The 20,830-nt window shown below is 34.5% G+C and carries 16 protein-coding genes and 2 tRNA genes; 8 read left to right on the forward strand and 10 right to left on the reverse strand.

Translation table 11 applies throughout. The annotated features are described in order from the left end of the window. Positions 1-30 precede the first annotated feature (30 nt). Complete coding sequence (locus tag EOD40_RS05095) at positions 31-1,557, reverse strand: GH3 auxin-responsive promoter family protein (RefSeq protein WP_128193815.1); 1,527 nt, start codon at positions 1,555-1,557, stop codon at positions 31-33. Between the two features lie 97 nt (positions 1,558-1,654). On the opposite strand from EOD40_RS05095, the gene EOD40_RS05100 reads away from it, so the two are divergent. After that, positions 1,655-2,449 (forward strand): DUF2797 domain-containing protein, encoded by a 795-nt coding sequence (locus EOD40_RS05100; RefSeq protein WP_128193816.1) that lies wholly within the window; start codon positions 1,655-1,657, stop codon positions 2,447-2,449. Positions 2,450-2,704: 255 nt separating this feature from the next. On the opposite strand, the gene EOD40_RS05105 is transcribed toward EOD40_RS05100, so the two are convergent. The 3 genes from EOD40_RS05105 to sppA all read right to left on the reverse strand — a co-directional run bounded on the left by EOD40_RS05105 (position 2,705) and on the right by sppA (position 8,179). After that, positions 2,705-3,367 carry a hypothetical protein gene (locus EOD40_RS05105; protein ID WP_128193817.1) on the reverse strand — a complete coding sequence of 221 codons (663 nt, stop codon included), beginning with the start codon at positions 3,365-3,367 and terminating at the stop codon, positions 2,705-2,707. Between the two features lie 232 nt (positions 3,368-3,599). Beyond that, on the reverse strand, positions 3,600-6,233 hold the full coding sequence (locus EOD40_RS05110) for an AsmA-like C-terminal region-containing protein (RefSeq protein WP_128193818.1): 2,634 nt from the start codon (positions 6,231-6,233) through the stop codon (positions 3,600-3,602). Between the two features lie 185 nt (positions 6,234-6,418). After that, positions 6,419-8,179 carry a signal peptide peptidase SppA gene (sppA, locus tag EOD40_RS05115; protein ID WP_128193819.1) on the reverse strand — a complete coding sequence of 587 codons (1,761 nt, stop codon included), beginning with the start codon at positions 8,177-8,179 and terminating at the stop codon, positions 6,419-6,421. 125 nt (positions 8,180-8,304) lie between these two features. Between sppA and folK the strand changes: the two genes are divergently transcribed. Next, positions 8,305-9,441: a 2-amino-4-hydroxy-6-hydroxymethyldihydropteridine diphosphokinase gene (folK, locus tag EOD40_RS05120; protein WP_128193820.1), complete on the forward strand. Its 1,137-nt coding sequence runs from the start codon at positions 8,305-8,307 to the stop codon at positions 9,439-9,441. Between the two features lie 4 nt (positions 9,442-9,445). Here the strand turns inward: folK and EOD40_RS05125 are convergent, their stop codons facing one another. From EOD40_RS05125 to EOD40_RS05135, 3 genes are all read right to left on the reverse strand, one after another. Further along, entirely contained in the window at positions 9,446-12,133 is a 2,688-nt protein-coding gene (locus EOD40_RS05125) for an Ig-like domain-containing protein (RefSeq protein ID WP_128193821.1), read from the reverse strand. A gap of 91 nt (positions 12,134-12,224) precedes the next feature. After that, entirely contained in the window at positions 12,225-12,761 is a 537-nt protein-coding gene (locus tag EOD40_RS05130) for an RNA methyltransferase (protein WP_128193822.1), read from the reverse strand. Between the two features lie 83 nt (positions 12,762-12,844). Then, complete coding sequence (locus tag EOD40_RS05135; RefSeq protein ID WP_128193823.1) at positions 12,845-13,291, reverse strand: DUF1573 domain-containing protein; 447 nt, start codon at positions 13,289-13,291, stop codon at positions 12,845-12,847. A gap of 165 nt (positions 13,292-13,456) precedes the next feature. Between EOD40_RS05135 and mutS the strand changes: the two genes are divergently transcribed. The 4 genes from mutS to EOD40_RS05155 all read left to right on the forward strand — a co-directional run bounded on the left by mutS (position 13,457) and on the right by EOD40_RS05155 (position 16,885). Next, positions 13,457-16,063: a DNA mismatch repair protein MutS gene (mutS, locus tag EOD40_RS05140; protein ID WP_164905451.1), complete on the forward strand. Its 2,607-nt coding sequence runs from the start codon at positions 13,457-13,459 to the stop codon at positions 16,061-16,063. A gap of 149 nt (positions 16,064-16,212) precedes the next feature. After that, positions 16,213-16,285, forward strand: a tRNA-Gly gene (locus EOD40_RS05145). Positions 16,286-16,299: 14 nt separating this feature from the next. Beyond that, positions 16,300-16,385: transfer RNA gene (locus EOD40_RS05150), tRNA-Leu, on the forward strand. Positions 16,386-16,537: 152 nt separating this feature from the next. After that, entirely contained in the window at positions 16,538-16,885 is a 348-nt protein-coding gene (locus tag EOD40_RS05155) for a DUF1508 domain-containing protein (RefSeq protein ID WP_128193824.1), read from the forward strand. Positions 16,886-16,983: 98 nt separating this feature from the next. On the opposite strand, the gene EOD40_RS05160 is transcribed toward EOD40_RS05155, so the two are convergent. Further along, entirely contained in the window at positions 16,984-17,205 is a 222-nt protein-coding gene (locus EOD40_RS05160; RefSeq protein ID WP_128193825.1) for a hypothetical protein, read from the reverse strand. Positions 17,206-17,531: 326 nt separating this feature from the next. After that, positions 17,532-18,758 (reverse strand): 3-deoxy-D-manno-octulosonic acid transferase, encoded by a 1,227-nt coding sequence (locus tag EOD40_RS05165; protein ID WP_128193951.1) that lies wholly within the window; start codon positions 18,756-18,758, stop codon positions 17,532-17,534. Positions 18,759-18,911: 153 nt separating this feature from the next. On the opposite strand from EOD40_RS05165, the gene EOD40_RS05170 reads away from it, so the two are divergent. Both EOD40_RS05170 and EOD40_RS05175 read left to right on the forward strand, forming a co-directional pair. Then, positions 18,912-20,045, forward strand: a complete 1,134-nt coding sequence (locus EOD40_RS05170; RefSeq protein WP_128193826.1) for a DegT/DnrJ/EryC1/StrS family aminotransferase — start codon at positions 18,912-18,914, stop codon at positions 20,043-20,045. A gap of 2 nt (positions 20,046-20,047) precedes the next feature. Beyond that, the gene (locus EOD40_RS05175; RefSeq protein ID WP_128193827.1) at positions 20,048-20,491 is read left to right on the forward strand and encodes a nuclear transport factor 2 family protein; all 444 of its coding nucleotides are present in this window, start codon (positions 20,048-20,050) and stop codon (positions 20,489-20,491) included. A gap of 64 nt (positions 20,492-20,555) precedes the next feature. Here the strand turns inward: EOD40_RS05175 and EOD40_RS05180 are convergent, their stop codons facing one another. Continuing rightward, complete coding sequence (locus tag EOD40_RS05180) at positions 20,556-20,807, reverse strand: hypothetical protein (protein WP_128193828.1); 252 nt, start codon at positions 20,805-20,807, stop codon at positions 20,556-20,558. Between the last annotated feature and the right edge of the window lie 23 nt (positions 20,808-20,830).

Raw genomic sequence — 20,830 nt, forward strand, 5'->3', positions numbered from 1 at the left:
AAAACCTTAATTCAATGAGTTAAGGTTTTTTTATAAAATCACTTTTTCCTGCATGTTCTTCAACTGTTCTAAATAATCCCTTTCATTAGATAATCTCGGGATTTTGTGTTGACCGCCTAATTTGTTATTGTCTTTGAGCCAATCGTAAAATAAGTGTTCTCTGGCCACATTGATTACCAATGGATTTAGCGTCATGTTGTTGTAACGTTTGGCTTCGTAATCCGAATTTAATGATTGCAGAGTTTCGTCCAACGCTTTTTGGAAAACCACCATATCAGCCGGTTTTTTCTTGAACTCAATCATCCATTCGTGGGCTCCTTTTTCTTTTTCTTTCATGAAAATTGGAGCTACGGTATAATCTACTATTTCGGAATGAGTGATATGGCAGGCTTTGGCTAAGGCTTGATCGGTGTTCTCGACCATCAATTCTTCTCCAAAAACATTGATGTGGTGTTTGGTTCTTCCGGTAACTCTAATCCGGAATGGATTTAGTGAAGTAAAACGTACCGTGTCTCCCACTAAATAGCGAAATAAACCTGAATTAGTAGTAATTACAACGGCATAGTTTTTATTCAACTCCACATCGGCCAGACGGATAGTTTTTTGATTCATTGTCCCAAAAGTATCCATTGGTATGAATTCATAGAAAATTCCGTAGTCCAGCATCAACAATAAATCACTGGAATGATTTAAATCCTGAATGGCAAAAAAGCCTTCGGAAGCATTGTATATTTCGTAGTATTTAAAATCTTTTTTAGGAAGTAAGTTTTGATATTGTTCGCGGTATGGATTAAAACTCACTCCACCATGAAAATACACTTCCAGGTTTGGCCAAATTTCGAATAAATTCCCTTTGCCTGTTTCTTCGAGCATTTTATTCATTAAAACCAACATCCAAGAAGGGACACCGGCAAAACTGGTTACATTTTCTCTTTTGGTTTCGTTGATAATGGCAGCCATTTTAGATTCCCATTCGCTCATTAACGAAATTTTGTTGCTGGGAGTGCTGCTAAATTCAGCCCAAATAGGCATATTCTCAATCAGTATGGCTGATAAATCACCAAAAAAACTATTGTTGTCTTCATAGATTTGAGAGCTTCCTCCCAAACGTAAACTTTTGCCTGTAAAAAGTTCAGAGTTCTCATTGTTACTCAGGTACAAACACAATAAATCTTTGCTGCCTTTGTAATGACAATCTTCGAGTGCTTCGTTACTTACAGGAATAAATTTGCTTTTCGCATTGGTAGTTCCGCTGGATTTTGCAAACCATTTGATAGGCGATTCCCAAAAAACATTTTGTTCTCCTTGTCTTGTTCTTTCAATTAAAGGCTGTAATTCTTCATAAGTAGAAATCGGAATTCTTTCTGCAAAAGTGGCATAGGAATTAATGGAAGCATAATCGTATTTTTTACCCAATACTGTGTTTTTTGCAGCAGCAATCAAATTCACAAGTAGCTCTTCCTGAACCTCATTTGGGTATTTCAAGAAAAGTTCAATCTGATGGATTCGTTGTTTTAAAACCCAGGATGCAAATGAATTGATGAGCTGTGTTGGCATTTTTAAAAAATAGGGTTATGAAATTTACCTTAGGAATAATAACTTTACCAAAAATAGGAAAATTTACGAAACATCAAACTTTAAAAAACTAATCTTAATGCAATACGAAGGAGTACTTACTAAAATGGAAACCGAATACGGAAACCCGATTCAATATTACCTGGTTTTTGAAGATAGTTTTTTGAATGTAAACCAGCTATTAGATAAAAATATTGCCATTAATTTTGTTGGTTTCCAATGTTTGAATTGTGGTAAAAAGAAGAAAATATTCCGTCAGGGTTTTTGTTATGATTGTTTTTATTCCAGTGCCGCTGTGGGCGATTGGATTATGAAACCCGAGTTGAGTACGGCGCATTTAGGAATTGCAGATAGAGATTTGGCTTATGAAGAAAAAGTGCAATTGCAACCTCATATTGTCTATCTGGCCTTGTCAAGCGAGATAAAAGTGGGAGTGACTAGAAAAACACAAGTTCCTACGCGATGGATTGATCAGGGTGCCAATGAGGCGATAGCCATTGTGGAAGTTCCTAATCGTTATTTGGCAGGAATTACCGAGGTCGCTCTAAAAAATCATTATGCCGATAAAACCAATTGGCGCAAAATGTTGACCAACGATATTGAAGCCGTAGATTTAGTTGCTGAACGATTGAAATTGGAAAATTTAATTCCTCACGAAGTACGAGATTATTTTATTTTGGATAAAAATGATTTGTACCAAATGGAATATCCCGTTTTACAATATCCTTCTAAAGTAAAAAGTCTGAGTTTAGACAAAACCCCTAATTTTGAAGGGAAATTGACCGGGATAAAAGGACAGTATTTGTTATTTGAAGATGGAACTGTTTTTAATGTTCGTGGTTCGGAGGGTTATGTGGTGAGTATTGAAGTCTAACAGTATTATTATTGGGGCGTATCCTTATTGAAAAAACAAGAAAAATGTTTTTTCAATAAGGTCGGGCTGTACGCTATATCTTTTAGGAATCATCCCGTCCAAAAAGGGCGAAGGATTCCTAAAAGGATGCCGCTTCTATCCCTTACGCATAGTGGACAACGATAAGTTTTTGTTGTTTTTTTGGTTTTCGGAATATAAATTTGAGAGGCGAACTCCGCCCCGTTTGGGGCAGAGCCGTCTCTCGATTAGCTAAAGTTATTTTGTTGAGATTGCTTTATTAGTATATTTTAAATTCTCCATCAATTCATTGTAGTTAGAGAAATTTTCAATTCCAAATAAATCTTTATAGGTTAACCAGTCTGTTGGAACCTTCAAGTTTCTAGATTTGTGAAAGTTTAATAAGTATGATCCACCATCATACCACATGTCACCAAGTTTGTCAGAGAAGTTTTTTTCATAATAGATATATTTTTCATATTCTCGATGCTTTAACTCATCCTTTAGATGTAAATATATTTTATTATATTCATTTCTGCTAGTTAAAGATTTCTCACTGTTTTTATAATTTAAACTTCGATGTTTCTTTATTTCAGGAGAATATTCTTCTTCAAAGGCAATATATTCATTAACAGCCTTCTTCCATATTTTTCTTAGGTTTTCATAGTTAGGAGATTGATGCATAATCCATAAAAGATTTTGATCTTCTTGGGTAGCCAAAGAATATCTACTTTTTCCTTTTTTTATGTTTTGAAGATAAAAAGCTAACTTTAAATAACTTAATTGTTTGTCAATACTGTCTTTCTTATTTTTCAATTCCGAAAGATTCATTGTTTCGTATTTAGAAGTACTATTTTGGGCAGAAGAATAACTTGTAATTAAACAAATAGCTGCTGCAATAATTAAACATTTTAATTTCATAGTTTTATTTTAACTAACTTATATACGCAATACTATCTATACTAAGCTTGCTTTAATCAATAAAGCTGGTTTTATTTTGCTTCTCAAATATATAAAAATATCCTACAAAATTTTAAGTTTTTGAATTTTATTAAAGAGCCGAGTTGGCTAGTTCAATGAAGTTTTAATTAGAAAACAAAAAAAGGATGGTTTTCTAATTCAGAAACCATCCTTTTTTTAAAAAGATAAATTATTACTTCGTTGCAGTCGTATCCACTACTTTTTTCTTTTTGTTGAAAAATCCATTTAATAAGTCAGAAGCTTTCGCTTTTACCTGCTCTTTGGCTTTTTCTTGTACTTCTGCCTTGGTTGCAGGAATAACTGTTTTAGTGGTATCTCCCGGTTTTTTGTTTTTATTGATAATATCAGTTAATGCTGAGGTGCCTTTGTTGACTAATTTCGTTTTTTGTTGTTGAATCAACTGATTAGTAAGATTTGTAGCTGCAGTTTTTAAATCGGTGGTGATTTTAGGTTTCGAAAAACTACCGGTCAAAATAGCATTGATAGGAATGTTTTCCAGTTTTTGGGCATCGGCAGCTGATAATTTCGAAATTAACGCATTGGCTTCTGTTCCCAGATATTTTGCGGGAACATTTAGTTTGATGTTGTAATTCATACTTTGGTCAAAACCATGCGATCCACCAACAGTTGCCTGAATGTCCTGGTATTTGATATTGAAAGGTTTTACGTTTACTTTTCCATCTTTGAAGGAAATAGCCGCTTTCAAATCGTTCAAATTGATTTTACTCATGTCTAAGAACTTGATATTTGAAGTTAGGGCTGTCAATAGCGTCGAATTACTGGAATTGATGGTAGTGGAAAGAAACTGGCCTAATAAATCTCCTGTAATGGTTTTTAAATCAGGTGTTAGTTCGTTTGCATCCAGATTTCCATTCAATTTGATGGTAGAGTTGATTTTACCATTAACAATTCCGGCAATTGGGGCTAATTTTTTTAGCATGTCCAATTGGGTGAAAGACTGTGCAATATCTACTTGATTTAAACCTAAATTCATATTGAAAGTGGGTGTTTTTTCTTTAGTAGAAACCGCACCATTTAATCCGATTGAACCGCCAAAAATGGAAGTTTTAACGTTCTCCATTGTTAGTTTTTCGTCTTTAACAATTAATTTTCCGGAAACATTTTTTAGGTTTAAATTGTCATACAATACCGTATTGGCTTTTGCCGTAAGACTACAATCTAAGAAAGCTGGGATTTTCATCGCTTCTGTTTTCTTAGTTTGTGTTTTAGAAGCATCATCTTTTTCAGTAGTCACAAAATCATCGACAGCCAATTGGTTTGAAGTCAGGTTGAAATTTCCTTGCAGGTTTTGATTTTTAAATATGAAACCATAGAAATTTTCTAAAACTCCAGTAACGCTCAAATCGCTTTTTCCGGTCGAAGCATTAAATTGTTTTAAGTTCACTCTTGACGGATTAAATACAATCGCAGCATTGTTAATGTTCATCGATTTACCGTTTTCGTCAGTATATTTAAAACCTGATAAACTCATCGTACCGGCATTGTTGATGTTCTGGTACTGGCTTTTTTCTACCGATTGCATGTCAAATTTAGTAGTGACATCGGCTTTTAAGATTCCGCTTAACGGTTTGTCTAATTTGATAGGGTAGGCTTTAGATAAATTACCCAAGTTGATCGTTCCTTTTAATGCAGCATCAACAATGGCGTTTTGAGTAACGTTTTTAATATTGGCTTTGGCATTAAAAACATCCTGATCAATGCGGAAAGAAAGTTTGTCTAAGTTGACATAAGTGTCATTTAAAATTCCGGTTTGATTGATGATTTTAGTGTCTATGATAATATTTTGTACTGATTTTGGTAGATTAGGATATTGAAAAGAGGCATTGTTGGATGCAATTTCGATGTTGAATTTTGGTACTGTAGTGTCCGAATACAATCCTTTGGCAAAACCAACAACGGTAAAATCACCGGTGGTTTTTACATTGTCTAAACTGGCGGCATAAGCCGCAGGAATAACACCTAAGAAATTTTTAAAGGAAGAGGTAGGGGTTTTAAATTTCAAATCGTATTCCTGACCCGCATCGACTAATTGAATGAATCCGTCAAATTCTAATGGTAATTGATTGATTAAAGCCTTGTTTTCTTTGAAAGTGTATTTGCTTTTTTCTAAATCAATCCCTAAAACAGCGTCCAGTGTCAGGGCTACATTTTTCATATAATTCACCTTGTCCATATCCAGACTTATTTTAGCAGTTGATTTGGTTTCTAAATCTAATTTGGAAGCCGCAAAATTACCTGTTCCTTCGTGGTTTAAGCTGTCGATAAGCATTTTTATTTTCGATTTTTCATCAAAATATCGGAACTGAAAATTCTCTATTTTATAATTCTGAATATTCAAAGCCAATGGTTTGCTTTTAGATTCTTCAGCTGCTTTGTTATCTTTTATGGCAATATCATAATTTCCAATTCCATCTTTGTTGAAAATAATATTGATTAAACCATCTTTAGAGCTAATTCCGTCAATATTTATGGGTTCATTATTTCCTTTGAAAAGTTCTTTGATTGACATTTTTAAATTCAGTTCGCCTAATGCAATCAGTGTGTCTCCTTCAAAAGGTGCTTTATTGATGATAGCTAATTTTTCGATGGTAACATTAGCATTGGGAAAGTTTTTAAACAAACTCAGATCGGCATCGGCAAAACTGACTTTGGCATCCACTTTTTGATTGATGGCGTCAATGATTTTAGCCTTTATCTGATCCTTGAAAAAATAAGGAATTGCAAATAATGATCCTGCAACTAAGAGGATGATAGCTCCTGTGATTATTGCTATTTTTTTTAACATGGCGATGGAATATTTATTTTATACAAAGAATCTATTTTATGAACCTATTCTATTACAAAAATAGCAGATTAGCTCATAGGAAATTTACAATATTTTCATAATATCTTACAATTTTCAACAGCATTGAATTTGTGAGGAATAGATAAAAAAACCGTTTAAGGATAACTTAAACGGCTGATGTTTTTTTAATAAATCGAAATTTCAAATGGCATCATAGCCTGAACTCCTTTTCGGGATTGGAATTTTTTTAGTTGCTGTAATAGTTGGTAATTTTCGAAGCCAATTTCCTCTTTTATGATATTCTCTTTTGAATTGCTAAAAGGTAGTTTAGCTAATACATCATCTAAGTCTTTTTCGTATTCGGGATAATTCTGAGTAGTGTAATTTGAGGTTTTTGATAAACGGGCTGCTTCGACAATTGCAGCGTTTAATCCGCCAATTTTATCGACAAGACCAATTTTTAGTGCTTCGGCTCCTGACCAGACTCTTCCCTGAGCAATAGAATCTACAGCCGCAAAATTCATTTTTCGGCCTTGGGCAACGTGACTTACAAAGGTTTTATAGATGTGTTCAATGCTTTCAAGTGTAACGGCTTTGAAGTTTTCGTCCATTGGAACAAAAGGACTGTAGCGGGCAGCATTGTCATTTGTTTTTACTTGTTCGATATTGATTCCTATCTTTTTTGACAGTTGACTAAAGTTAGGCAAAATCCCAAAAACACCTATAGAACCGGTAATGGTATTTTTTTGAGCAAAAATAGTATTGGCATTACAAGCAATATAATAACCACCTGAAGCGGCATAATTTCCCATTGAAACCACTATGGGTTTTACTTTTTTAGTCAATTCAACTTCTCTCCAAATCAAATCAGATGTTAAGGCGTTTCCTCCGGGACTGTCAATTCTCAGTACGATGGCTTTTACTTTTTTGTCTTTTCGTGCTTCTTTTAAAGAACGGCGTATAGAGCCTTCCCCGATAGTGTTTACATCTCCTTCTCCATTTTGAATTTCGCCTTGAGCAAAAATAATGGCGATTTTATCATCGGTTTCAGAAATTATAGAAGTTGAGGTCATTTTATGCGTGTAATCGCCAATGGATATTTTGTTGTAGTCCTTGTCAGGGCTTATTTTTAGTGCTTTTTTAATGTCGTTATGGTACACATCTTCATAAGCAATGTGGTCGATTAGTTTTTGTTTTTTAGCCATTTCAGGAGTTCTCGCAAGTAAGCCGTTGGCAATTTCGTTTAATTGGCTAACAGAAATTTTTCTGCTTTTTGAAATGTCGGCACAAACTGAATTCCAAATGGATTGTAGCAATGCCGTGGTTTGTTCTCTATTGGCATCACTCATTTTATTTTCTAAGAAAGGTTCAACGGCGCTTTTGTATTTTCCATGTCTCAGGACTTCCATTTTTACACCTGTTTTTTCCTGTAAATCTTTGAAAAACATAATTTCAGAAGATAATCCTTTGAAATCTAATTCACCCACAGGATTTAGATAAATGCTATTGGCTACCGAATTCAGGTAATATTCTTTTTGTGAATAGCTATTGGCGTAAGCCATTACAAACTTTCCTGATTTTTTGAAATTTTCTAAGGCATTGCGCAAATCTTTACTTTGTGCCATTCCTAATTCGGTATTGTTGTTTAGAATAGAAATTCCTTTGATGTTGTCGTCTATCGAAGCAACATCAATAGCATTGATAACATCCGAAAGACCAATATTTTTTTCTTCAGAAAGAAAACTCATCCAGGGATCTTTGTATTTACCGGCATAATCATATTTTACATGTTCAAGATTTAATTCGATAACGGAATCATTTTTAAGGGTTTCTGTCTCAGTTTCTCCGCCAAAAATAGCTGCGATAAAAAAGATTCCGAAAAAAAACAGCATTAGAAATACAAACAGACCTACAACGGTAGCGATAACATTGCTTAAAAACTTCATAATAGTATTTTTGATTTTATAAAGAAAAAGTATCTGAATTATTGCCTTTGTCAGGGATTTTAATACAGATACTCTGTGCAAATATATTGCTATTTCTAAAATTCTTTAGTTAATTTGTGCTTAATATGAGAGCACAACATCAGGTTATTTTATCTATCGGAACTAATCAAGGCAATCGTCTGGAAAACATCAAACAATGTATTGGATTAATCCATCAGGAAATAGGAACGGTAATTGCCGTTTCCCGGGTTTATGAAACCGCAGCCTGGGGCTTTGATAGTGATGCTTTTTACAATTGTTCATTGATTTTGCATACTTATCATTTGGCAGAAGAAGTGCTTTCTAAGGCCTTAGAAGTAGAGCAAAAATTAGGACGAATTAGACAAAATGCCAATGGATATCAATCCCGGATTATTGACATTGATATGATTGCTTTTGATGAGGAAATTATCGATACCGAGGCGCTCACGGTTCCACACCCATTGATGCAAGATCGAAAGTTTGTTTTGCTTCCTTTTCAGGATTTAAAAATAAATTGGACGCATCCTGTGTTGCATAAAACTATTTCGGAGTTAATTGAAACCTGTCCTGACAAAGGAGTTTGTGAAGCTGTAGCTAATTTAGAAAGTCCGTTGCAAAATGTTTCTTTTGAAAAGATAAATTATATTGCTTTTGAAGGAAATATTGGAGCAGGAAAAACAACATTGGCGACTAAAATTTCAGAGGATTTTAATACCAAAACACTTTTTGAACGTTTTGCCGGAAATTCGTTTTTGGCTAAGTTTTACAAAGACCAGGAGCGTTATGCTTTACCACTTGAATTGTCGTTTCTGGTAGATAGATACCAACAACTTTCAGAAGATTTAGCTTCATTAGATTTGCAAAAAGATTTTCTAGTTGCCGATTACCATGTTTTTAAGTCGCTTATTTTTGCAAAAGTGACATTGGAAGAAGCCGAATATCAGCTGTATAAAGACCTTTTTGATATTGTCTACAAAGAAATTCCTAAGCCTGATTTGTATGTTTATTTGTTGCAACATCCGGAGCAATTATTGAAAAATATTCAGAAAAGGGGCCGGGATTACGAACAGCTGATTTCCACCGAATACTTAGAAAAAATAAATACTGCTTATTTGGATTATTTGAATTCTCAGACCGAATTGAATGTTTTAATTATTGATGTTACCAACAAAGATTTTGTAAATAATCAATCGGATTATCTTTTTATTTTAGACGAAATTCAAAAACGAATTAATAGCTAATTTATTATCTTTTTAGTGAAAAATGTCCTCGTTTTTCAAGACCGGAATCATCTATTTTTAAAATGTACCAGTAATCAGAAGCAGGGAGCATAATCTTATGATATGTTCCATCCCAGCTTGGGTTATTACTATTTAAAATACTGATTAATTTCCCGTAACGATCAAAAATGGTTACCGATGCTTTTGGGTAATAAATTAATCCGTTAATCTCCCAGCGGTCATTGAAAGAGTCATTGTTTGGAGTGAAAAATTTAGGGGCAATTAGTACAATGAAATTTTTACTGTCTAAGCCACATGAATTTATTTCTCTAACATAAGCCGTTTGTAAACCACTTGGAGCATCAAAAAATACGTTTGAAGATTGGTAATTAATACCGTCAATGGAGTATTCAAAATAAACTTCTTCCTTTTTTAAATAGATGACTACGGTAGTTTCGTTTACATCTATACGATCGATTTCGGGAGTTGTGTGTTCCGTAACGGTTATAGTTTTTTTGCTATTGCAATTATTTACATTAGTAATTTCTACGATATAGTTTCCAGAAGCTGAAACGGTGATCTTTTGCGAAGTGTCTCCTGTAGACCACAAATAGCGCATTCCACTTAGTCCTGCGTCTAATTCTTTGTTAGTTCCTTTGCATAAAATAACGGTTTCGTCGCTAACATTTGGAGAAGAATACACTACAATATTTACGGCGGTTCTAACACCATTGCTACAACCATTGTTTATAGCTTCGGCATAGTAGGTGGTGTTTTGTGTGATTATAGGTGTGGTAAATTGTGTCCCCGAGCCTAAAATGGTATTATCAGTTGAAGAAGTGTACCAGTTAATGATGCCAATATCAGTTGTTGCTGTTAAGGTAGCTTTTCCTGAATCGCATATTGGGATTGTGGTGTTTGCTATGCTTAAAGTTGGTATTTTGTTGATAGTGGCTGTTACGGCGATTCTTGTAGATTCGCAGCCGGCAGCTTCGGCGTAATAAGTGGTTGATGATGATAAAGTAGGAGTAGTAAAACTATTTCCTGTTGCTAATATTGTACCTCCTGTTAGAGAGTCATACCAGCTTACGGTTCCATTTAGTGCAGTTGCTTTTAAAGTTACTGATCCATTGCCACATCGGGAAGCTGAGGTTGTGCTTGTGATATTGGAAAAGTTTAGTGTTGTACTTGCCGAAAGATGTAATTCTGGGTCTCCGGGCATTCCGCCATATTCTACGATATAGCCTTTAGGGAAATAAAGTCCGGGTGGGTCACCTTGTTCTGCTAAATCATTCCATGTTCCGGGATATCCAAGTGCCGGATCGGTAATATGGGCATAATCTTCTCCGTTTATTTTTGTAGTGGTGTTTGTACTGTTGTTTGGTTCACCTCTTTGTATTACCCAATTGGTATAATAAAAAGGAGGAGTCGCAGTTCCATTGCTTTTTCCTTGCCAGAAAGTAGTTCCTGCCTCAGGTCCTGTAACCCATTTCCAAGTACCTTCTGTTTCGGCATCACTTCCGCCAATCCATCCTGTTCCGGGTGCTTGTGCGCCGGCTAGTTGTGCTTCATCCGAAGCGGTTAATGTCGCCAGATAGCCTTGTAAATAATAATAGGTTCTGGAAGCAGCTTCATCTCTGGCTCTTGTCCAATTGATTCCAGAAGAAGCAACATACTCATAATAATGACCATTTCTGGGTAAATAACTGAGTTCTCCAATACCGATGCTGATGGAAAAGTTTCTCGTTCCGGATGCAGAAGCAGAAGAATTGTAAAATTCAACCGCTTCAATTGCTGCAATAAAATCAGTATAAGGTAATAAGCTAGCTGTTGGGCTGTATAATTTTAATTTTCCTTCAGAAGGATAAAAAAAACTTGTGATTTCAGGATGGGCGGCAGTATAGCTGTCGCTTAATTTAAGTATGTCTTGTCCATTTACATAGCCGGAAGAAATTTGAATATAAACTGCATCAGTACTTGTTTCTGCCGGGTCGTGAGTAATGACTACATTTTTTGCAATCTTTGTATAAGATTGAGGGCAATAGATTTCATTACCATCTGCAGTAATCGAGGGAGGGTTAATTGTATTTGTTGTTTTGTTACAGATTTCAGAATAACTGGCTGTGGCGTCTTTAATTGCCGCCCATTTAGCATCCGAATATACTTTGTTATCTACTTGAATACAGGTTAGTGTGGGGTTTAATTTTAGATCAGAAAGCCCAGTAGCGAAATTTGTATTATTTCCGTTTTTTAAGTTTAGCGTTACTAACTTATTATTAAAACAACTTAGTGCCACTAAATTAATGTTTTTAGAGAGGTCTAGACTGGTTATTTGATTATTAGAACAGCCTAAACCAGTTAAAGCTGTATTTACGGAAATGTCCAATCTTGTTATTTGATTAGAATAGCAATACAAAGTGTTTAGAGCCAAATTTTTTGAAACATCCAAACTAGTTAATTTATTAGCTTCACACGATAAAAAGGTTAATGAAGAAAAATCCTCTATTCCTGTTAAATCAGTAATATTCCGAAAAGGAACACTTAAGCTTGTCAAATTTTTAACACTTGCAGTAAGTACTTTCCCATCAATAGCACCACTATCAATTCCTAAATCTATCAAAGCTTTCTCAAAATTAACATCAGGAATTGAAGTATATTGGGCATGTCCAAAAAAACTAGACAAAAGGATAAAAAGTAGATAAAGTTTTTTCATGCCCAAATTAAATTTTTTAAAGAAAAAAGTTCGCGGAAGATATAAATAAACTCTTGTAAATTAATTGTTTTATATGAAAAAAAATAAAAAATCACAAATTCCAATTCATTTTCTGAAATAAATCCCAAACTACAATTCCAGCACTAACTGAAATGTTCAACGAATGTTTAGTGCCTAATTGAGGAATTTCAATACAGCCATCACATAATGCTACAGCTTCCTGGGCTACGCCATGAACTTCGTTACCAAAAACCAAAGCGTATTTTTGATCTTTTTCTACTTCAAAATTTTGTAGAAAAATAGCGCTTTCTACTTGTTCGATGGCTAGAGTAATGACTCCTTCTTGTTTTAAGTTGGTGATGGTGTCAAGTACATTTTCGTTGTGTTCCCAAGTTACCGTTTCGGTTGCGCCTAAGGCTGTTTTGTGAATTTCTTTGTTGGGAGGAGTTGCGGTAATACCACATAAGTATATTTTTTCAATCAAAAAGGCATCAGCAGTTCTAAATACCGAACCAATATTGTGTAAGCTTCGTACATCGTCTAAGACAAGGATAAGAGGTGTTTTTTCAGATTTTTTGAAGTCTTCAATTGATTTTCGTTCCAGCTCGCTGTTTTCTAGTTTTCTCATTTTTTAACAATGGCATTTATTCGAATAAAAAAAGCTTCCGATTTTGTCAAAGGAAGCTTTTTTTGAGTTTTATAATTTAAAAATTAGCTCTTTTTTGGAGCGTCATCAGGAAGAACTGTTCCTTTGATAGTTAAAGTCTTAGTAGCTTGTCCTTCAGCATTAGAGGTTACAGTAACTGTTTTTGTAAATTGACCTACTCTGTCAGTAGCATATTTTACATTGATAACTGCTTTAGCACCTGGAGCAATAGGCTCTTTTGGGTAAGTTGGAACGGTACATCCGCATGAACCTACGGCATTCGTGATAATTAAAGGTTTGTTTCCGTTGTTTGTAAAAACAAATTCACGTTTTCCGTCAGCATTGTGGGCAATTGTTCCGTAGTCAATAGTTTCATTTTCAAAAACCATTCCTGCTCCGTTTACTTTTGCCATTTTAGTAGCCGATGCTTTGATTTTTTTAGTTGTTTCTTGTGCTTTAGAAGTAGTAACTCCAAATACAATAAGTGCTGCAAGTAAAATTATTTTTTTCATTTTTTTTTTTAATTTTAGGTTTGGTACAACAAATCTAAAGAAAAAATCATGCCATTGACTTAAAATTTACTTAAAAATGTTTTTAATTTTTTTAGTGATAGTTATTCGTTATAAAATTTTTAAATTCGCCTTCACATTTTTCTAATAAATTAAATACGATACAAATTGGCATCTAAAGAGAAAACGGTTAAGGAAACCCCATTAATGAAGCAGTATAATGAAATCAAGAGGAAATATCCGGATGCTTGTTTATTGTTTAGGGTTGGTGATTTTTATGAAACATTTGGAGAAGATGCTATTCGGTCAGCAAAAATATTAGGAATTACATTGACTAAACGTGGTGCGGGTTCTGAAACAGAAACAGCTCTTGCTGGTTTTCCACATCATTCTATTAATACTTATTTGCCAAAATTAGTCAAAGCGGGACTTCGTGTTGCAATTTGTGATCAGCTTGAAGATCCTAAAATGACTAAAACGATTGTGAAACGCGGCGTGACCGAATTAGTTACTCCCGGGGTTTCTATGAATGACGAGGTTTTACATTCTAAGACCAATAACTTCCTGGCTTCTGTTTATTTTTCTAATAAAGCAATAGGAATTTCTTTCTTGGATGTTTCCACAGGTGAGTTTTTGACAGCTCAGGGAAATGCAGAATACATTGATAAATTATTACAGAATTTTAGCCCATCGGAGGTTTTAATTCAAAAAAATAATAAGAATGATTTCAAAACTAATTTTGGCGATGATTACCATTGTTTTTATTTAGAAGACTGGGTTTATAAAGAAGATTATGCTTTTGAGACTTTGACCAAGCATTTCCAAACGATTTCTTTAAAAGGTTTTGGAATAGAAGATTTAAAAGATGGAATTATAGCTTCGGGAGCAGTGTTGTATTATTTGTCGGAAACCCAACATAACAAAGTGCAACATATCACGGCAATTCAGCGTATTGCCGAAGATGCTTATGTGTGGATGGACCGATTTACCATTAGGAATCTCGAATTGTATCACAGTTATAATCCTAATGCGGTTACGCTTTTGGATGTAATTGATAAAACGCTTTCGCCAATGGGAGGACGTTTGTTGAAACGTTGGTTGGCATTGCCTTTAAAAGATATCAAGAAAGTGCAAAGCCGACATGATGTAGTCTCTTATTTGAAAGAAAATCAAGAGGTGTTGCAAAAAATACAATATCAGATTAAGCAAATTTCGGATTTAGAGCGATTGATTTCTAAAATCGCTGCGGGGAAAGTATCACCTCGTGAAGTGGTTTATTTGAAAGAATCATTAGATGCTATTATCCCTATAAAAACGCTGTCGTTAGAAAGTCCGCAGGAAGCGGTGAAAGTTATTGGAGATAATTTACATAGCTGCGATTTATTGCGCGAAAAGATAAAAACTACTTTAAACCAAGATGCGCCGGTGGCTATTGCCAAAGGAAATGCGATTGCTAAAGGAGTGAATGAAGAGTTGGACGAATTGCGTGCGATTTCTACTTCGGGAAAAGAATTTTTAGAAGGAATCGAGGCAAGAGAGTCAGAGCGTACAGGGATTTCTTCTTTAAAAATTTCATTTAATAATGTTTTTGGTTATTATATCGAAGTTAGAAATACTCATAAAGATAAAGTGCCAACGGAATGGATAAGAAAACAAACCCTTGTTAATGCCGAACGCTATATTACCGAAGAATTAAAGGAATACGAAGCTAAAATTCTGGGTGCTGAAGAGAAAATTCACAAAATTGAATCGGAATTATTCGAGCAATTAGTGGCTTGGATTGCTACTTACATCAAGCCGGTTCAGTTGAATGCTAATTTGGTTGCGCAACTGGATTGTTTGTGTTCTTTTACACAATTGGCAATTGAGAACAAATATGTTTGTCCAGAATTGGATGAAACATTTGAATTAGATATTAAAAACGGAAGGCATCCTGTTATCGAAAAACAACTGCCTGTAGGCGTGCCTTATATTGCTAATGATGTTTTCCTGGATAGAGAAACTCAGCAATTGATTATGATTACAGGGCCTAATATGTCGGGTAAGTCGGCTATTTTGCGTCAAACTGCTTTAATTGTGCTCTTGGCTCAAATGGGAAGTTTTGTTCCGGCTGATAGCGTGAAAATGGGACTAGTAGATAAAATCTTTACCAGAGTAGGGGCGAGCGATAATATTTCGATGGGAGAATCTACTTTTATGGTCGAAATGAACGAAACAGCCTCTATTTTGAATAATATCTCCGATAGAAGTTTGGTGTTGCTGGACGAAATTGGAAGAGGAACCAGTACTTATGACGGAATTTCCATTGCCTGGGCTATTGCCGAGTATTTGCATGAGCATCCATCTAAGCCTAAAACTTTGTTTGCGACCCATTATCATGAATTGAATGAAATGAGTGAGTCATTAGCCCGAATTCAGAATTATAATGTGGCTGTAAAAGAATTAAAAGATACGGTGCTTTTTATTCGAAAATTAGTCAAAGGAGGAAGTGCGCATAGTTTTGGAATTCACGTGGCAAAAATGGCGGGAATGCCTCAAATTGTAATTTCGAAAGCACAAAAGATTTTGAAGAAGCTGGAGAAAGATCATTCTGGTGATGCATTAAACGGAATCAAGTCAGAAAAGGAAGAAATGCAGATGAGTTTCTTTAATTTAGACGATCCATTGCTGGAAGAAATCAAAGAAGAGATTTTAAATATCGATATCAATTCGGTAACGCCGGTAGAAGCTTTGATGAAATTGAACGAAATTAAAAGAATGTTAACCAGGAAATAATTTTTTTATTTTTTAAATTAAAGCAAATCAAAAGCTTAAAAAAATATTGATTATTTTTTCAAAAAAGGCTTGTATAATCGAAAAAAGCTCTTAAATTTGCATCCGCAATACAGAACAAGTATCGCGGTTCTTTTTAAGAATTGATAAATGCGAAAATAGCTCAGTTGGTAGAGCGCGACCTTGCCAAGGTCGAGGTCGCGGGTTCGAGCCCCGTTTTTCGCTCGAAATCACATCATGCTCGGATGGTGAAATTGGTAGACACGCTGGACTTAAAATCCAGTGAACAGCAATGTTCGTGCGGGTTCAAGTCCCGCTCTGAGTACAAAGAAAGCTTCAAACTAATGTTTGGAGCTTTTTTTATTTTGTATAAAATCAGTTTTGTGGTTTGTTTTGAATCTGTGAAGAGGTGAGCTTTTTGAATTCTGAATAATTGGAATTTAGAATTTTTAAAAATTGGTATTTGGAATAAAAAATATGGGAACTTTTGTTATTAGTAAAAGATTTAGCGGTGATTATAAGTTTGAATTTACTTCCAGGAAAGGAAAAACTATTTTTACGAGTAATGCGTATGAATTAAGGATGGATTGTGAGGCAGATGCGGAATATTTGCGTTCGGTATTGGAGGCTTGTTCTTATGTAAAGTTTAAGACGTCTAAAGGGAAATTTTTCTTTAGAGTTGTAATTGATAACAGGGTTGTGGCTGTAAGTAGAAAATACAGTACGGAGTTGATGGTTCAGAAAGGAATTGATGAAATAGTAAAATACGGTTCGAAAGCAGAGATATTGGATTTTGCTAACAATGATTTTGTTTTTCCGGATTAAGAATTTTGAAGACTGTTTAAAGTGTGGTCTTTGGAATTATTGGGTATAAAAAAAAGCCGTCACAATGTGAACGGCTTATTTTTTACTGTAATTTAAAATTACTTAGCAGGTGCAGCAGCAGGAGCTTCAGTAGCAGCAGCAGCAGGAGCAGCAGCAGCAGAATCAACAGCAACAGCAGCAGTATCAGCTACAGTAGCAGCAGAATCAACAGCTACAGCAGTTGTATCAGCAGCAGCTTCTGGAGCAGCCTCTTCAGCTTTTTTACAAGATACAACAGTTAAAACAGCAACAACAGCTAAACTTAAAAATACTTTTTTCATCTTACTTTATTATAAAAGGTTAATTATTAATTCGAGGCAAAGATATAAAATTTTTAATATGTAAAATATTTTTTCATTTTTTTTTTGAAATAATATTCGATTATTTTTCCGACCTTCAAAAAGCAAATTTTATAAGGAAAATAATATTTTAAAATAAAAAGTTGCTTTGAACATGGGGTGTTTTTTGGTTTTTAATAACTTGATTTTTAATTTGTTGTATCTGTTTTTGGTTGCTTATTTGTGAATTGTGAAATATGTAGCTTTCTTTTTTGAGAATTAAATTGTTTTAAATGCTAATTTTTAAGATTCATTTAAAGGTCCCGTTTTCAGATATTTTCTATTATCAGGCTGGTTGCTCCTTTGTTTGTATTTACAAAATTGCTGCAAATAGCCCCTTTTTCATCTCGGATTGTGTCATTAGAAATTAATGAATCAAAAGCGTTTTTTAATTCGTTTTGATTAGTAATACTGATGCAGCCACCTAAATTTACCAAAGCGGTTGCTTCTGCAAAATGTGAAAAATTAGATCCGATAACTATTGGAACTCCAAAAGTAGCTGGTTCTAATATGTTGTGTACGCCCGGATTTCCAAATCCGCCACCCACATAAGCAATATCAGCATAGCTGTATATTTTAGTTAAAATCCCAATAGTATCAATGATAAATACATCAAACTCTGCAAGGTTTTTGTTTTCTTTTTCTGAAAAAAGAACCGTTTTCTTAGAAATGCTGTTTTTTAATTGCTGTATTTGTTCCGCTTTTATGTTGTGAGGTGCAATGATGAATTTTACATTTTGAGTAGATGAATTGATGTATTCAATCAATAAACTTTCGTCTTTTGGCCAGGAACTTCCAATGACAATAGTTAGCGTATTGTTTTTGAATTGGGAAATAAAATCCAAAGAGTTATCTTTTTCTAAAATAGCGGCAACCCGGTCAAAGCGGGTGTCTCCGGAAACAGCGATATTGGTCTTGTTTAATTGGAGTAATAATTTTTTTGAAGCTTCATTTTGAACAAAGAAATAGGTAAAAGTATTCAGTGCGTTTCTGTAAAATTGACCGTACCATTTAAAAAATAGTTGGTTTTCTCTAAAAATCCCAGAAATCAAATAGGTCGGAGTATTAGATTTTTTTAGTTCGTTTAGGTAATTTGGCCAATATTCATATTTGATGAAGAAAGCCTTTTCCGGATGAACTAGTTTCAGGAATCTTTGAGTATTCTTTTTAGTGTCCATCGGCAGATACACTGTTGCATCAGCAACCGTATTGTTTTTTCGAACTTCGTAACCTGAAGGAGAAAAGAAAGTCAAAACAATTTTATGTGAAGGATATTTTTCTTTTATTTTTTCAATCACAGGAAGCCCTTGCTCGTATTCGCCAAGTGATGCCGCATGAAACCAAATGGTTTTATCCTGAGGTTTTATTTTTTGCGAAAGCGTTTCAAAAACTGTTTTTCTTCCGGCAACAAAAAGTTTCATTTTGGGGTTAAACAATGCGATAATTTTCAAGAAAAAATCGGCTAATGTAATGGCTATATTGTACAGAAAAAGCATTCGGATAATTTTTGGTGCTAAAATACATTTTCTTTGGCTTAAATTCATTGGTTTGAAATCAATAATACCTATTTTTGTTTCCGTTTTATGAAAGTTTTGTTGTTGCGTAAGAAGTGTAAAAACAACAGCTTTCTAACTATTAATAAAGTTGAAATGAAGAAAATTCAAATGGTTGACTTGAAAAGTCAATATGATAAAATTGCTACTACAGTAAACGCTTCTATTCAGGACGTTTTGGATACAAATACTTATATCAATGGACCTCAAGTGCATCAATTCCAAAAATCTTTGGAAGATTATTTGGGCGTAAAACACGTAATTCCTTGTGCAAACGGAACAGATGCTTTGCAAATTGCGATGATGGGATTGGATTTAAAGCCGGGTGATGAGGTAATCACTGCCGATTTTACTTTTGCGGCTACAGTTGAGGTAATTGCTTTGTTGCAATTGACTCCGGTGTTAGTTGATGTTGATTTGGACAATATGAATATCTCATTAGAAAGAATCAAAGCGGCTATTACTCCAAAAACTAAGGCAATAGTTCCAGTACATTTGTTCGGTCGTGCAGCTAATATGGATGCAATTATGGCTTTGGCCAATGAACATAACTTGTATGTTATTGAAGATAATGCGCAAGCCATTGGTGCCGATTTTATTTCAGCTTCAGGTGCAAAATCTAAAGTAGGAACTATTGGTCATGTAGGAGCAACTTCATTTTTTCCTTCTAAAAATTTAGGTTGTTATGGTGATGGTGGAGCTATTTTTACCAATGATGATGCTTTGGCACATACTATTCGCGGAATTGTAAATCACGGAATGTACGAACGTTACCATCATGATGTAGTAGGAGTGAATTCTAGATTAGATAGTATTCAGGCGGCTGTTTTGAATGCTAAATTACCTTTATTGAACGATTATAATACAGCGCGTCGTGGAGCTGCCGCTAAGTATAATGCTGCTTTAGCTGGTCACGCTAATATTATTACCCCTTCATTTGATGAAAATGAAAATGATCATGTTTTTCACCAATATACGTTGCGAATTATTGATGCTGACAGAAATGCATTGATGCAACATCTGTTAGATAAAGGGATTCCTTGTGCTATTTACTACCCAATTCCGTTGCATTCGCAAAAAGCTTATGTTGATGTAAGGTATAAAGAAGAAGATTTTCCGGTGACGAATCAATTGGTTAAAGAGGTGATTTCGTTGCCAATGCATACCGAATTAGAGGATGAGCAAATAAAATTTATTACTGATAGTGTTTTAGAATTTTTAAATAAATAAAAATGAAAAAGTGTTTTTTATGCTTGACCTTAGTTTTAATCTCGTTTTCAAATTGGGCGCAAATAAAACCAATTTCTAAAGAAGAAAGTGCTGTTTTAAATAGCGTTGAAGCTTTTAGAAAAGCATTAATTGACCCAACAGAAAGCAATTTGAAAGCTTTGACTTCAAAAGATTTAAGCTACGGACATTCCAGTGGTGTACTTCAAGATCAAAAAGTTTTTATCGAAAAATTACTTAACGGAGAATCTGATTTTGTGACGATAGAATTTCAAAATCAAAGTATTCAAGTTACCGGAGATGTTGCTATAGTAAGACATAGTCTGGCAGCACATACTAAAGATAGTGGTGTTGAAAAAGACATAAAAATTGGAAACGTACTCGTTTGGCAAAAACAAAAAAACAAGTGGTTGCTGATTGCCAGACAGGCTTTTAAATTACCTCAGTAAAAAAAGCTGTAAAAAGTAAAAATCCCAAATTATCGAAATAGATAGTTTGGGATTTTTTGTTTACTTACTTCTTAGCGGCTTCTTTTAATTTATTTGCGGCTTCATCCATTTTTTCTGCTCCTTTTTCAAGGATTTTACCCGTTTTTGATTGAGTTGAATCAATGGCTGTTTCCACTTTTTTGGTTACAGTATCCACTTTTTGTTCTACTTCAGCTCCAACGGCTTCTTTAGCATCTTCAATTTTGTCTTTAGTTTTGTCCTGGCAGGAAACCATCGCAGCAAGCATAAAAGCTACTGCTAAAATTGTTTTTCTCATTTGTACTGTATTTTAATGATTGA

The sequence above is a fragment of the Flavobacterium sufflavum genome, from assembly GCF_004016525.1.
GTDB lineage: Bacteria > Bacteroidota > Bacteroidia > Flavobacteriales > Flavobacteriaceae > Flavobacterium > Flavobacterium sufflavum.